This is a genomic window from Variovorax sp. 38R, from assembly GCF_014843395.1.
GTDB classification, from domain to species: domain Bacteria; phylum Pseudomonadota; class Gammaproteobacteria; order Burkholderiales; family Burkholderiaceae_C; genus Variovorax; species Variovorax paradoxus_H.
This window is the reverse complement of record NZ_CP062121.1, coordinates 5,773,146-5,787,573: the sequence shown is the minus strand read 5'-3', so window position 1 is coordinate 5,787,573 and position 14,428 is coordinate 5,773,146. Positions and strand designations below refer to the sequence as shown.

General features: G+C 70.2%; 11 protein-coding genes. 10 read left to right on the top strand and 1 reads right to left on the bottom strand.

The genetic code is table 11. The features are described from left to right. Window positions 1–104 precede the first annotated feature (104 nt). Window positions 105–1,853, bottom strand: a complete 1,749-nt coding sequence (locus IG196_RS26820) for a lysoplasmalogenase family protein (RefSeq protein ID WP_192193740.1) — start codon at window positions 1,851–1,853, stop codon at window positions 105–107. 94 nt (window positions 1,854–1,947) lie between these two features. Between IG196_RS26820 and IG196_RS26815 the strand changes: the two genes are divergently transcribed. The 10 genes from IG196_RS26815 (at window position 1,948) to IG196_RS26770 (ending at window position 14,422) form a co-directional block, all read left to right on the top strand. Beyond that, the gene (locus tag IG196_RS26815; protein WP_192193739.1) at window positions 1,948–2,817 is read left to right on the top strand and encodes a UDP-2,3-diacylglucosamine diphosphatase; all 870 of its coding nucleotides are present in this window, start codon (window positions 1,948–1,950) and stop codon (window positions 2,815–2,817) included. A gap of 141 nt (window positions 2,818–2,958) precedes the next feature. Then, window positions 2,959–4,161 (top strand): acyl-CoA dehydrogenase family protein, encoded by a 1,203-nt coding sequence (locus IG196_RS26810; protein ID WP_192193738.1) that lies wholly within the window; start codon window positions 2,959–2,961, stop codon window positions 4,159–4,161. 13 nt (window positions 4,162–4,174) lie between these two features. Beyond that, window positions 4,175–5,329: an acyl-CoA dehydrogenase family protein gene (locus IG196_RS26805; protein WP_192193737.1), complete on the top strand. Its 1,155-nt coding sequence runs from the start codon at window positions 4,175–4,177 to the stop codon at window positions 5,327–5,329. Window positions 5,330–5,333: 4 nt separating this feature from the next. After that, window positions 5,334–6,848 carry an acetyl-CoA acetyltransferase gene (locus IG196_RS26800; protein WP_192193736.1) on the top strand — a complete coding sequence of 505 codons (1,515 nt, stop codon included), beginning with the start codon at window positions 5,334–5,336 and terminating at the stop codon, window positions 6,846–6,848. After that, window positions 6,845–7,624, top strand: a complete 780-nt coding sequence (locus IG196_RS26795; protein ID WP_192193735.1) for an enoyl-CoA hydratase-related protein — start codon at window positions 6,845–6,847, stop codon at window positions 7,622–7,624. Before IG196_RS26800 ends, IG196_RS26795 begins: the two co-directional genes overlap by 4 nt. A gap of 23 nt (window positions 7,625–7,647) precedes the next feature. Then, window positions 7,648–8,469, top strand: a complete 822-nt coding sequence (locus tag IG196_RS26790; protein WP_192193734.1) for an enoyl-CoA hydratase/isomerase family protein — start codon at window positions 7,648–7,650, stop codon at window positions 8,467–8,469. 245 nt (window positions 8,470–8,714) lie between these two features. Continuing rightward, window positions 8,715–9,764 (top strand): IS110 family transposase, encoded by a 1,050-nt coding sequence (locus IG196_RS26785; protein ID WP_192193733.1) that lies wholly within the window; start codon window positions 8,715–8,717, stop codon window positions 9,762–9,764. A gap of 301 nt (window positions 9,765–10,065) precedes the next feature. Beyond that, window positions 10,066–11,169: a CaiB/BaiF CoA transferase family protein gene (locus IG196_RS26780; RefSeq protein WP_192193732.1), complete on the top strand. Its 1,104-nt coding sequence runs from the start codon at window positions 10,066–10,068 to the stop codon at window positions 11,167–11,169. Between the two features lie 71 nt (window positions 11,170–11,240). Beyond that, entirely contained in the window at window positions 11,241–12,827 is a 1,587-nt protein-coding gene (locus IG196_RS26775; RefSeq protein ID WP_225616813.1) for an acyl-CoA synthetase, read from the top strand. Then, window positions 12,824–14,422 carry a long-chain-fatty-acid--CoA ligase gene (locus IG196_RS26770; protein WP_263864241.1) on the top strand — a complete coding sequence of 533 codons (1,599 nt, stop codon included), beginning with the start codon at window positions 12,824–12,826 and terminating at the stop codon, window positions 14,420–14,422. The genes IG196_RS26775 and IG196_RS26770 overlap by 4 nt, the downstream gene beginning before the upstream one ends. Window positions 14,423–14,428 lie beyond the last annotated feature (6 nt).

The window sequence follows — 14,428 nt, the reverse complement described above, 5'->3', positions numbered from 1 at the left end:
GGGGGAAGGCTGGGATGGGGGCAGGCAGAGCGCTCGATGGACACGCCGCTTGCCCCCACCCCCACCCTCCCCCTCCCCCGGAAGGGGAGGGAGAAAGACAGAAGTCAGGCCCCCGGCCGGCGGATGTGCCGCACGATCAACATCTGCGCCGTGTAGTACGTAGACAGCACCCACAGCGACGCCAGCGGCAGCGGCGACACGAACCGGTTGATCGCCAGCAGCGCATCGCTCAGCATGAAGAAGCAGGCGCCCACCGCCACCCACAGCGCGGCCGGGTCGCTTGAACGCAGCACCGCCGCGCGGCCGATGGCCTGCGCCGCCATGCAGGCGATCACCACCACATAGAACCCGACCGGGATGCGCAGTGCCACTGGCAGGCCGCCCTGCCAGAGAAAGGCGTACATGCCCACGCCGATCAGCAGCGTGGCCGCCAGTGCGCGGGGACGCGGGAACAAACCGACGCCGATGCGGAACAGCGCGATGTACGCCAGGTGCGCGAGCAGGAAGCACACGAGCCCGGGCACGAACAGGTTCGCCGGCCCCATCAGCAGCACGTCTCCCACGAGCGAGGCGACCAGGCCGGTGAGCAGCAATGCATCGAAGCGCGTCACGCCGCCGGCCTGCTGTTGCGCGCGCCGGGCTGCGAAGACGATCGCGATCGCCAAGGCCAGCGGCTTGCAGACGAGGTGCAGCCAGCCGATGCCCAGTGCCGCGCTCGCCGTGGCCAGCGCGGCCGCCTCGACCAGCAACACCTCGGTGACCGAGAGCCGACCCTGCAGCACCGCGCCGACCGCCCACAGTCCGGCTGTCAGTGCGGCCAGCCAGACGGCAGCCTGCGGCAACGGCAGGGCGTCGGAGTACCAGAGGAACATCGTCACCGCAGCCAGCAGCCCGAGGAACTGCAGGCCGGCGAACCACTGCACGCCGCGGCTCACCGCGGGCTCGTAGCGCGTCACCTGCGCGATGTCGAAGGCGGGCTTCGGGTAGCGCGCCGCCACGTCGTCCGGGCGCCAGCCGGGCGGCTTGAACCACACGCGCAGCTTGTCGGACCAGCGGCGCGCGCGCCACGAATCGCGCGCCAGCGCCCAGTACACCTCGGCGTTGGCCCACAGCGGGTCCCAGCTTTTCAGTTCGCCGCGCGTGCCGTAGACACAGCGTTCGTCCTCCTCACGGAAGGTGCCGAAGAGGCGGTCCCACACGATCAGCACGCCGCCGTAGTTGCGGTCGAGGTAGGTGTCGTTCACCGCGTGGTGCACGCGATGGTTCGAGGGCGAGCAGAACCAGCGGTCGAACCAGCCCAGCTTGCCGACCTGCTCGGTGTGCACCCAGAACTGGTAGAGCAGGTCGATGAGCGCCACCACGCCGAACACCAGCGGCGGCACACCGGCCACGGCCATCGGCAGGTAGAAGACCCAGCCCAGCAGCGCGCCGCTCGAGGTCTGGCGCAGTGCGGTCGACAGGTTGTAGTGCTGGCTCTGGTGATGCACCACGTGCGCCGCCCACAGCACGGCCGACTCGTGGCCCATGCGGTGCAGCCAGTAGTAGCAGAAGTCGTAGAACACCAGCGCCAGCAGCCAGCCGTACCAGGTGGTCCAGAACTCGCGGGCCGCGTCTTGCGGAAAGAGCGCCACTGCCGAATACACGGCGGTGTAGATGCCGATGCGCAGCAGTCCCGTGAGCACCGCGCTGATCTGGCTCAGCATGCCCAGCCCGATGCTGTTCACGGCGTCGGCCAGGCGGTAGGTGTCCTGCCCGGTGCCGCGGCGGGCGCGCGCGCGGCCGACCGCGAACTCGATCGCGATGAGCAAAAAGAACACGGGGGACGCGAGAACGATGATCTGGCCAGGGCGCATCGTCCGATTGTGGCGTTGCCCTGCGGCCACGCGTCACCGGGATGTCACGGAGTCGCCATCGTGCGGTCACGCGCGGCTGCGAACCTACCGGACCATGCAACGCGACGACGCTTTCCTTCGCGCCTGGCGCGACACCGCGATCCAGCCTCCCGAGCCGGAGGACGACGATTCGGCGCGTCCGGCGCTGCGCTATCGCACCCTCTGGATCTCCGACCTGCACCTGGGCACGCCCGGTTGCCAGGCGCGGGCACTGCTCGACTTCCTGAAGTACACCGAGTGCGAGACCCTGTTTCTGGTCGGCGACATCATCGACGGCTGGCAGCTCAAGCGCCACTGGTACTGGCCGCAGGCGCACAACGACGTGATCCAGAAGCTGTTGCGCAAGGCGCGCAAGGGCACGCGCGTGATCTTCATTCCGGGCAACCACGACGAGTTCGCCCGCAAGTACCTCAACCACAACTTCGGCGGCATCGACGTGGCCGACGAATGGATCCACGAAACCGCCGACGGTCGCAAGCTGTGGATCATCCACGGCGATTTGTTCGACGGCGTGATCCAGTGCGCCAAGTGGCTGGCCTACGTGGGCGACTCGCTTTATGAGTTCACGCTCAAGCTCAACCGCCACCTCAATTCGCTGCGCGCGCGCATGGGGCTGCCGTACTGGTCGCTCTCGAAGTACCTCAAGGGCAAGGTCAAGCGCGCCGTGAGCTACGTGGGCGACTTCGAGAACGCCGTCGCCCGCGAGGCCCGCAACCGCGGCGCGCAAGGCGTGGTCTGCGGCCACATCCACCACGCCGAGATGCGCGACATCGACGGCATCCTGTACTGCAACGACGGCGACTGGGTGGAAAGCCTTACCGCGCTGGCCGAGCATGCCGATGGGACGCTGGAGATCATCGACTGGGCGCAGCACATGCCGGTGGGGACGCAAGCGGTGCCGGCGCGCGAAGCGGTCGCGGCCTGAACGTTCGGCCCTGCACGGGCCTCGACTGAAGCAAAAAGCGCTCACCGCCGCCGTGGGGCGCGCACGTTCGTCCGATCCGACGATGCCGCGCCGGCGCGCGCGCCGCACACTTGCCAGGTGTGAACCCTGTGAGACAACACCATGGCCTGGACACTCAGCGCGGCAGAGACCGCGTTTCGCGACGAGGTTCGCGACTTTCTCGCGCGCGAGCTGACGCCTGATCTGCGCGCCGCGGGGCGCCGCTGCTCCGGCATCTTCACCGACTACGTGGATGGCAATCGCTGGCATCGCGTGCTGGCACAGCGCGGCTGGAGCGTGCCGCACTGGCCGGTGGAACACGGCGGCACCGGCTGGACGCCGATGCAGCACTACCTCTTCGCGAGCGAGCTGGCCGCGGCCGACGCGCCGCCGCGCGCGCCCATGGGCCCCGGCATGGTCGCGCCGGTGATCATCGCCTTCGGCACCGAGGCGCAGAAGCAGGCCTGGCTGCCCGGCATCCGCTCGGGCGAGGACTACTGGTGCCAGGGCTACTCCGAGCCGCAGTCGGGCTCCGACCTGGCCTCGCTGCAATGCAAGGCGGTGCGTGACGGCGACGACTACGTCATCAACGGCACCAAGATCTGGACCACCCACGCGCAGTACGCCAACCGCATGTTCTGCCTCGTGCGCACGGCCTCGGGCGGCAAGGCGCAGCAGGGCATCAGCTTCCTGTGCTTCGACATCCCCCAGGCCGGCCTCACGATCCGCCCGATCATCAGCATCTCGGGCGACCACGAGCTCAACCAGGTGTTCTTCGACGACGTGCGCGTGCCTGCCAGCGGCCTCATCGGCGAGGAGAACCAGGGCTGGACGGTGGCCAAGTACCTGCTGCAGCACGAGCGCGGCGGGGCCTGGGCGCCGATGCTGCGTGCGCGCCTGCGCCGGCTGCGCACCGCCGCCGACAGTGCCTTCGCGGCTGCAGGCGAGCCCGCCGCCGACGAGGCGCGCGAGATGGCGCTGCGCCTGGCCGAGATGGACTGCGCCATCGATGCCGTCGAAGCCACCGAGCTGCAGTCGCTGCGGGCCCAGGCGCGCGGCGAGCCGCATGGCATCCGACCCTCGATGGGCAAGGTGATGGGCTCCGAACTGCGCCAGCGCCTGACCGAACTCGGCGTGGAGATCGCCGCCCACTACGCGGCGGCCGACCTGCCGCTGGACGACAGCCTGCAAGGCGCACTCGCCGTGCCCGAGGAGGCGGTGTTCTCGATGTCCGCCTACCTGAACGACCGCGCCGCGTCGATCTACGCTGGCTCCAACGAAGTGCAGCGCAACATCATCGCGGCGCAGTTGCTGCAATCACGCTGAGGCCCCGTTCTCCATGACCACCCTCACCGAACAAGACGACACCCTCGCGATGCTGCGCGACAGCCTCGCGCGCTACCTCGACGACCAGCACGGCTTCGAGCAGCGACTGCAGGCGCTGGCCGCGGCCGACGACGCACCGCCGCCGTTCTGGCAAGGCCTGGCGCGTGACCTCGGCCTGCTCGGCGCGGCCCTGCCCGAAGCACAGGGCGGGCTGGGCCTCGGCCTGGCCGCACACCTCGCATTGATGCCCACGCTGAGCGGGGCGCTCGCAGCCGAGCCTTACCTGTCCACGCTGGTGATCGGTGCCGGCCTGCTGCAGCGCCATCCGGGCGTGATGGCCGATGCGCTGCTCGCGCGCGTCGTCGCGGGGCAGGCCGTGCTGGCCTTCGCGCACGACGAGCCGCACAGCCGCCATGCGCGCGACGACGTGCGTACGAAGCTCGTGCGCGAGGCCGACGGGCGGCTGCGGCTCGACGGTCGCAAGGCCGTGGTGCAGGCCGCGCCGTGGGCCAGCCACTTCATCGTCACCGCGCGCAGCGACAGCGGCTTGTCGTTGCTCGTCGTACCCAAGGACGCGCCCGGCGTGCAGCTGCGCGCCTACCGCACACGCGACGGCGGCCGCGCCGCCGACATCGCCTTCGACGCGGTACGCCTGAATGCCGACGCGCTGCTCGGCACCGAAGGCGGCGCGCTGCCGCAGATCGAGCAGGCGCTCGACGAGGCCACGCTCGCGGTCTGCGCCGAGGCCATCGGCATCCTGCGCCGGCTGATGCGCGACACGCTCGACTACGTGCGCCAGCGCAAGCAGTTCGGCGTGCCGATCTCCAGCTTCCAGGTGCTGCAGCACCGGCTGGCCGACATGCACATGGCGCTCGAACAGGCCGACGCGCTCACCGCCAGCGTGGGCGAGGCATTGGCCGCGGGCGCCGATGCGGCGTCGCGCGCCCGCGCCGTGTCGTCCGCCAAGGTCGCGGTCGCCAAGGCCTGCCGCGCCGTGGGGCAGGGTGCGGTGCAACTGCACGGCGGCATGGGCATGACCGAAGAACTCGCCGTCGGCCACTACGTGCGCCGCGCCACCCTCATCGAAGGCCAGTTCGGCCCGCCCGCATGGCACCTGCGCCGCGTGGCGCAGCTTCAACAACAGCAACAACTCTCAGAGCAGCAGTAAACCCATGACAGCACTGGACGACCGCACGCCGGTCATCGTCGGCGTCGGCGAAATCACCCACCGCACGAAGGAGGCCGCCGAAGGCCTCGAACCCATCGAGCTGATGGCACGCGCCATGCGCGCGGCCGAACAGGACAGCGGCGCCGCCGCGCTGCTGGCCGGCCTCGACTCGCTCGACATCGTCTGCGAGTACTCGTGGCCCTACACCGACGCGCCCGCGCTGCTCAACGCGCGCCTCGGGTGCCGCCCCACGCGCAGCGTCTACGGCGAGACCGGCGGTGAATCGCCGGTGCGCTACATCCACGAGGCCGCCCTGCGCATCGCGCGCGGCGAGAGCACCGTGGCGGCCGTGACCGGCGCCGAGGCGCGCTACACGGTCGATGCCGCCGCCAAGCTCGGCACGCCGCTGGCCTGGACGCCGCGCGACGACAGCGTGAAGCTGGTGCGCGGCACCGACATCTGCCACCCGGTGGCGATCAAGCTTGGCGCGGCCATGCCGACCACCATCTACCCCTTCTACGAGAACGCCGCGCTCGCGCACTGGGGCCAGACGCCGCGCCAGGCGCAGGACGAGTCGTCGCGCCTGTGGGCGCGCTATTCCGAGGTGGCCGCCGCCAACCCCTACGCCTGGCTGCGCAAGCCCTTCACGCCCGAAGACATCGCGCGCATCGATGCGGCCAACCGCCTCATCGCCTGGCCCTACACCAAGCACATGGTGGCGAACCCGCTGGTCAACATGGGCGCGGCCGTGTTGCTCACCAGCGTGGGCCATGCGCGCGCACTCGGCATTCCCGAAGACCGCTGGGTCTACGTGTGGGACGGCGCCGCCGCGCGCGAGCCGCGCGACTACCTGCAGCGCGACCAGTACCACCGCTCGCACGCGCAGGACCTGGTGATGGAAACCGTGCTCGCGCAGGTCGGCGGCGACGCCTCGGCCTTCGAGATGCTGGAGCTGTACAGCTGCTTCCCCATCGTGCCCAAGATGGCACGCCGCACGCTGGGCCTCGCGCCCGAGGCGCGCATGACCTCCACCGGCGGCCTGAGCTTCTTCGGCGCGCCGCTCAACGACTACATGACGCACGCCGCTGCCGGCCTGGTGCGCGCGCTGCGCGATGCGCCAAAGGGCAAGGCCGCGCTGCTCTACGGGCAGGGCGAGTACGTCACCAAGCACCATGCGCTGGTGCTCGGCTCCAGCCCGCCGCCGCAGGGTCTGCCCAAGCCCGACTACAGCGTGCAGGCCGCCGCCGACGCGCGGCGCGGGCCGGTGCCGCCGCTGATGCTGCAGTACGCGGGCGCCGCCACGCTGGAGACCTTCACCGTGGTCTACGGCCGCGATGGCCAGCCCTCGCAGGGCATCGTGATCGCGCGCACGCCGGCCGGTGAACGGCTCATGGCGCGTGTCGAGGCGACGGATGCAGCCTCGCTGAAGGTGTTGACCAACCTCGACCGCAGCCCCGTCGGTTGCGGCGGCACGGTGGCGGCGGGTACCGATGAACTCTTGAACTGGAGCGTGTCATGAGCGCAGTCACCGTCGAACGTCTGCCGGGCCATGTCGCCCTCGTCACCATCGACCGCCCCGAGGCGCGCAATGCCGTCAACGGCGACGTGGCGACGGGGCTCGAAGCTGCCGTCGATGCCACCGAGGCCGACGACGACATCCGCGCCGTGGTGCTCACCGGCGCCGGCCGCGAAGCCTTCTGCGCGGGCGCCGATCTGAAGGAAGTGTCGGCCGGCCGCGGCAGCGCGCTGCGCACCGAGCGTGGCGGCTTCGCGGGCTTCGTGTATCGCGAGCGCAGCAAGCCGTGGATCGCCGCCGTCAACGGCAAGGCGCTCGCCGGCGGCACCGAGCTCGTGCTGGCCTGCGACCTCGTCGTGGCCGTGCGGCAGGCCGCCTTCGGCCTGCCCGAAGTGCTGCGCGGGCTGATCGCCGCGGCGGGCGGGCTGTACCGGCTGCCGCGCGCCATTCCGCCGAACATCGCGCTCGAACTGATCCTCACGGCGGGCCAGCTCGATGCCGAGCGCGCGCACGGCTTCGGCCTGGTGAACCGCCTCGTGGCTGACGTCGACGCGCTGCGCGAAGCCGCGCTGGCGCTGGCCGCCGAGATCGCGCGCAACGCCCCGGTGGCGGTGCGCCAGAGCCTGCGCGTGGCGCGCGAGGCGAACAGCGGGCTCGACGAGGCCGCGCTGCGCGCCCTCACGCGCGACGCCTTCGAGCGCGTGGCCGCGAGCGAAGACTTCAAGGAAGGCCCACGCGCCTTCATCGAAAAGCGCGCGCCGCATTGGAGCGGTCGCTGAATCCCCAAAGGAAAGAGCCCCCCATGTCCGACACCGATGACATCCTCATCGACCGCAGCCGCGAAGGCATCGCGCTGCTCACGCTGAACCGCCCGGCGCGCCTCAACGCGCTGAGCCAGCCCACCGTGCGGCGCCTGTGCGCCGCGCTCGACGCGCTGGCGCAGGACGACAGCGTGCGCGTGCTGGTGCTCACCGGCGCCGGTCGCGGCTTCTGCGCCGGCTGGGACCTCACCACGCCGCTCACGCGCCGCGACGACCAGCCGCTCGCAGGCGAGCCCTCGGTGGCCGACCTGATGGCGGGGCAGGAGCTGTTCGCCGGCATGGTGCGGCGGCTGCGCGCGCTCGACAAGGTGGTGATTGCCGCCGTCAACGGCGTGGCCGTGGGCGCGGGCTTTGCGCTCACGCTGGGTGCCGACATCCGCGTGGCCGCGCGCTCGGCGTCGTTCCACGTGGGCGCGGTGCGCATCGGCCTCACGGCCGGTGAGTGCGGCATCAGCTACCACCTGCCGCGGCTGGTGGGTGCCTCGCGCGCCTTCGAGCTCATGCTCACGGGCCGACCCGTGCCGGCCGACGAGGCCGAGCGCATCGGCCTGGTCGCCGCGCTGGTCGACGACGAGGCCCTATTGCCGCGCGCGCTCGCCATGGCCGCCGACCTGCTGCGCAACAGCCCCTACGCCACGCGCCACACCAAGCAGCTCATGTGGGCCAACCTCGAAGCGCCGAGCCTCGACGCCGCGCTCGAGGTGGAGAACCGCGCCCAGGTGCTGGCGCTGAAGACCGAGGATTTCCGCGAGGCCGCTGCCGCCTTCGCGGCCAAGCGCGCGCCCGTCTTCACGGGCCGTTGAACGGGTCCGCCTCGGTTTCGTCGCTTTCGTCGCTTCGGACGATGCGACGCCGGCGCCCGCGCGCCAAGATGCCTCTACACAACAGGCCGCCGGGTGCGCGCCAGAGGAGATGGTATGGACGCCTCCCCCTAACTGAGCGATTGCGAGCGCTGGGGATGTGGGCAAGGAAGGGGGGCCTCGCAGTCAACGGCATCGAGTGCCAAAGTGGAAGTTCGATCTACCCACTTACAGACGGAGGCCCCGAAATGGATCGTACGACGTATGGCTTGGACATTGCAAAGAACGTGATGCAGCTTCATTGGGTCAATAGCGAGACGGGCGAGATCGGGCGCAGGAAGCTCGGTCGGGCCAAGCTGAGCGAGTTCTTCGCCCAGTTGCAGCCGGCACGCGTGGCGATGGAGGCGTGCGGCAGCGCGCACCACTGGGCGTGCGAGTTGGGTGCTCTGGGACATCAGGTGGAGTTGTTGCCGGCACGCCAGGTACGTGCATTTGTGCGCGGCAACAAAGACGACGCAGCCGATGCCCGAGCGATCTGGCTGGCCGCGCAGCACTCGGACATTCGCCGCGCACCGGTCAAGAGCAAGGAGCAGCAGGCGGTGATGTCGCTGCATCGAGTGCGCTCGCACTGGGTGAGCGTGCGCACGGCCACGCTCAACATGCTGCGAGGCTTGCTGTACGAATTTGGCGTGGTGCTGCCAGGCGGCAAGAAGGCCGGACTAAAGACGATCGCAGTCAAGCGCGCCGATATTGACGACAAGCTGCCGCCGTTGATGCGTGGGCTGGTCGACCTGCAGCTCGAAGCGCTCAAAGGAGTCGAGCGCAGCATCGATCAGCTCGAAACCGAGATCGCCGGGCAGCAGCGCCAGTTGGACAAGGCGCGCACGCTGCGCGAGGTGCCGGGCATCGGCGTGCTCGGTGCAACGGCGCTGGCCGCAACGCTGGGTGACGCCAGCGGCTGGCGCTCGGGACGGGAGTTCGCAGCCAGCCTGGGGCTGGTGCCTGCGCACAGCGGCACGGGCGGCAAGACCCGCATCGGGCACCTGAGCAAGCGCGGCGACCCCTACCTGCGGACATTGCTCATCCACGGTGCGCGTGCGGTGATCACGCACGCCAAGGACATGCCCACGTGGCTGGAGGAACTGCTGCGACGCCGGCCGCTGAATGTGGCGGTGGTGGCGTTGGCCAACAAGATGGCTCGCACGGCCTGGGCGCTGGTGGCGCACGGGCGGGCGTACCAATCGGAGTGGAAAAGCACTCCACCAAGTGGCTGCGGCGCGCGAGCGCAGGCGGCTTAGCAACAACCTGAGACAACAACCACAGGAGTGGAAGCCGCAAAGAGTGCGTGAGTCGAGTCGATGAAGTGATGGTGAAGCGGTCGGACCGCGGGTCGGGTAAAGCTGAATGTTGTCTCGGGCAAGCCCTCGCGCGAAGCCCGCGATGGAGATGAGCACCGACCCCGCGCATGACCATCAAGGCCAGCGGGCGGACTTCGGTCCGATCTGCACAAACAGGCCGGATATAAGACCGCAGTCATTACCGCCAGCCGGAACTTCAAGAACTCGCTTGCCACACGGGAGGCGTCCATATAAGACACACATGGCAGGACCCCTGAAAGGACTTCGGGTCGTCGAGATGGCCGGCATCGGCCCTGGCCCCTTTTGCGCGATGCTGTTCGCCGACATGGGCGCGGAGGTGCTTCGCATCACGCGCCCCGGCACGCGGCGCGACCCCCACGACATCCTGGCGCGCGGGCGCAGCACCTGGGAGATCGACCTGCGCGCCCCCGGCGCCGCTGCCCCGGTGCTCGACGCCATCGCGCACGCCGACATCCTCATCGAGGGCTTTCGCCCCGGCGTGATGGAGCGCCTGGGCCTGGGCCCGGCCGAATGCCATGCGCGTAACCCGCGCCTGGTCTACGGCCGCATGACCGGCTGGGGCCAGCACGGCCCGCTGGCGCACGCGGCCGGCCACGACATCAACTACATCGCCATCAGCGGCGCGCTGCACGCCATCGGCCGCTCGGGCGAGGCGCCCGTGCCGCCGCTGAACTACGTGGGCGACTTCGGTGGCGGCGCCATGCTGCTGGCCTTCGGTTTGCTGGCCGCGCTGCACGAGGTGAAAAGCTCGGGCCAGGGCCAGGTGGTCGACGCCGCCATGACCGACGGCGCCGCACTGCTGTCGGCCATGATGTACGGCTTCAAGTCGGCCGGCCAGTGGAGCAACCAGCGCGGCGAGAACATGCTCGACGGCGGCGCCCACTTCTACGACACCTACGCCTGCGCCGACGGCAAGTACGTGGCCATCGGTTCCATCGAGCCGCAGTTCTACGCGCTGCTGCGCGAGCGCTGCGGCCTGGTCGACGACCCCGCCTTCGACGCCCAGATGGACGCCGACCGCTGGCCGCTGCTCAAGCTGCGCCTGGCCGACGTGTTCCGCACCCGCACGCGCGACGAATGGTGCGTGCTGCTCGAAGGCAGCGACGCCTGCTTTGCCCCCGTGCTCGACTGGGACGAGGCCCCGCAGCACCCGCACAACGTGGCACGCGGCACCTTCGCCACCGTGGGTGGCGTGGTGCAGCCCGCGCCCGCGCCGCGCTTCAGCCGCACCGCGCCGGTCGTGCCGCCGGCCGTGTCGCCCGACGATGGGCAGGCGCTGCTGCAGCGCTGGGGCGCCGCTGCGCCTGTGGCCGAAGCGCGCTGACGTCTTCTGTCTTCCCTGAGCATGCGCGTTGGCGCATGCATGGCATTTCCACACCGACAGGAGCCTTGTCCATGCAATCCATGCAACCGCAGCTGCACCTCACGCAGGCCCTGCACCGCGCCGTGCAGTGCAGCCCGCGCGCTGTCGCCACCGTGTTCCAGGGGCGCACGCGCACCTACGGCGAACTCGGCGATCGCGTCGCGCGCCTCGCGGGCGCGCTGCGCCGGCTGGGCGTGCGGCCCGGTGACCGCGTGGGCGTGCTCGCGCTCAACGCCGACCGCACGCTGGAGTACTACCTGGCCGTGTGGTGGGCGGGCGGCGTGGTCAACCCGGTCAACACGCGCTGGAGCGTGGCCGAGATGGCGCACTCGCTCGACGACTGCGCCACCGGCATCCTGTTCGTCGACGACCAGTTCCTGCCCGTGGCCGCCGAGCTGCGCGCCGCCGCGCGCGCCGTCACCACCTGGGTCTACATGGGCGAGCGCCAGGCGCCCACCGGCCTGACCGACATGGTCGATTGCGAGGCGCTGATCCGCGAGAGCGCGCCCGTGCCCGACGCGCTGCGCGGCGGCGACGATCTGGCCGGCGTGTTCTACACCGGCGGCACCACCGGCCGGCCCAAGGGCGTGATGCTCAGCCAGGCGGCGCTGGTGATCAATGCGCAGGTCTCGATGCTCGGCGCGTTCTTCGACGACAGTGCGCGGCTGTTGCAGGTGGCGCCGCTCTTTCACCTGGCGGGGCTGTCGTTCTTGCTGCGCGGCGTGCTCATGGGCTGCGCGCAGATCATCCTGCCGGGCTTCTCGGTGGACGGCATGCTCGCGGCCATCGAGCGCGACCGCGCCACCAACCTCATGGCCGTGCCCGCAATGTTGCAGATGCTGGTCGACGACCCGCGCACCGCGCAGGCCGACCTGTCGAGCGTGCGCTTCGTCGGCTACGGCGCCTCGCCGATCACCGAGGCGCTGCTGGAGCGCGCCTTCGCGACCTTTCCGCAGGCCGAGTTCGCGCAGGGCTACGGCATGACCGAGCTGTCGGCCGGCGTGAGCTACCTCACGCGCCACTACCACTCGCCCGAAGGTCGCAAGCTCGGCAAGCTGGCCTCGGCCGGGCAGGCGCTCTCGGGCATCGACCTGCGCGTGTGCGACAGCGACGGTCGCGAGGTGCCGCGCGGCACCGTCGGCGAGCTCACGGTGCGCAGCCCGTGCGTGATGCAGGGCTACTGGAACCTGCCTGAGCAGACGGCCGCCGCGCTGCGCGACGGCTGGATGCACACCGGCGACGCCGCGCGCATGGACGACGACGGCTTCGTCTTCATCGTCGACCGCTACAAGGACATGATCGTGAGCGGCGGCGAGAACATCTACTGCGCCGAGGTCGAGGGCGCGCTCGCACGCCACCCCGGCGTGGCCGCCGCCGCCGTCATCGGCGTGCCCGACGAGCGTTGGGGCGAGGCCGTGCATGCGGTGGTGGTGTGCAAGCCCGGCACCGAGGCCGATGCCGAGGCGCTCATTGCCCACTGCCGCGATTTGATCGCCGGCTACAAGTGCCCGCGCAGCGTGGCGTTCGTCGACGCGCTGCCGATCTCGGGCGCCGGCAAGGTCATGAAGTACCGCCTGCGCGAGCCGCACTGGGCCGGCCGCGCGCGCAAGGTTGCCTGAAGCCAGAACGCACAACCACCAAGGAGACGACACCCATGTTCCTCACCCAGCCCCTGCACAAAGGCCGCCGCGAGAAGGCCCGCGAAACCGCCGTGGTCTGCGGGGCCCATCGCCTCGACTTCGCAACGCTCACCGACCGCGTGGCGCGCCTGGGCGCCGTGCTGCAGCAGCTCGGCATGGCGCGCGACGACCGCGTCGGCATGATGAGCCTCAACTCGCACCGCTTCGTCGAGTTCTTCTTCGGCACCTGGTGGGGCGGCGGCGTCATCAACCCGGTGAACATCCGCTGGAACCCGAAGGAGGTCGCCTACTCGCTGGACGACTGCGACACGCGCATCCTGCTGGTCGACGATCTGTTCGCGCCCATGGCCGGCGAGCTGCGCAAGCTCTCGAGTTCGCTGCGTACCGTGGTGTATTGCGGCGACGGCCCCGTGCCCGAAGGCATGGTCGGCTACGAGACACTGCTGGCCGAGGCACAGCCCATCGACGACGCACCGCACAGCGCCGACGAACTGGCCGCCATCATGTACACCGGCGGCACCACCGGCCGGCCCAAGGGCGTGATGCTCACGCACGGCAGCCTCTACATCAACGCGCTGAGCTCGGTGGCGGCGGTGCCGCGCGAGACGCGCAACGCCGCCGTCGTCATCGCCGTGCCCATGTTCCACGTGGCCGGCTGCGGGCTGTCGCTGCAGAGCATCCTGCGGCTGGTGCCGCAGCACGTGGTGCCGATGTTCGACGAGGTGGCGATCCTGCAGGCCATCCAGGCCGCGCGCGCCACCGAGATGTTCCTGGTGCCCACCATGATCAAGCGCGTGATCGAGCACCCGCGCTTTGCCGAGTTCGACCTGTCGAGCCTGCAGATGCTGCTGTACGGCGCCGCGCCCATCGACGTGGCGCTGCTCGAGCAGGCCATGGCCGCGCTGCCCGCCACGAGCTTCTCGCAGGCCTACGGCATGACCGAGCTGTCGCCCACCGTGGCCGTGCTGATGCCGCACTTCCACCTGCCCGGACCCGACCGCAACCGCCTGCTGCGTGCAGCCGGCACGCCGGTGCCCGTGGCCGAGATCCGCATCGTCGACGGCGAAGACAACGAGGTGCCTCCCGGCCAGGTCGGCGAGATCGTCGCGCGCGGCCCGATGGTCATGAAGGGCTACTGGAACAAGCCCGCCGAAACCGAGGCCGCACTGCGCGGCGGCTGGATGCACACCGGCGACGGCGGCTACATGGACGAGCATGGCCTGCTGTTCGTGGTCGACCGCATGAAGGACATGATCGTGAGCGGCGGCGAAAACGTGTACTCGGCCGAGGTCGAGAACGCCATCGCCCAGATGCCGCAGGTGCTGATGTCCGCCGTCATCGGCGTGCCCGACGACAAGTGGGGCGAGCGCGTGCATGCGGTGATCGTGTTGCGCGAAGGCCTGCCGCTCACGGCCGACGAGGTCATTGCGCATTGCCGCGACCAGATTGCCAACTACAAGTGCCCGCGCAGCGTGGAGTTTCGCGAGGCGCTGCCGCTGTCGGCCGCCGGTAAGCTGCAGAAGTTCCAGCTGAGAGAACCATTCTGGGTCGGTAAAGAGCGCCGCGTCGGCTGACCCCAT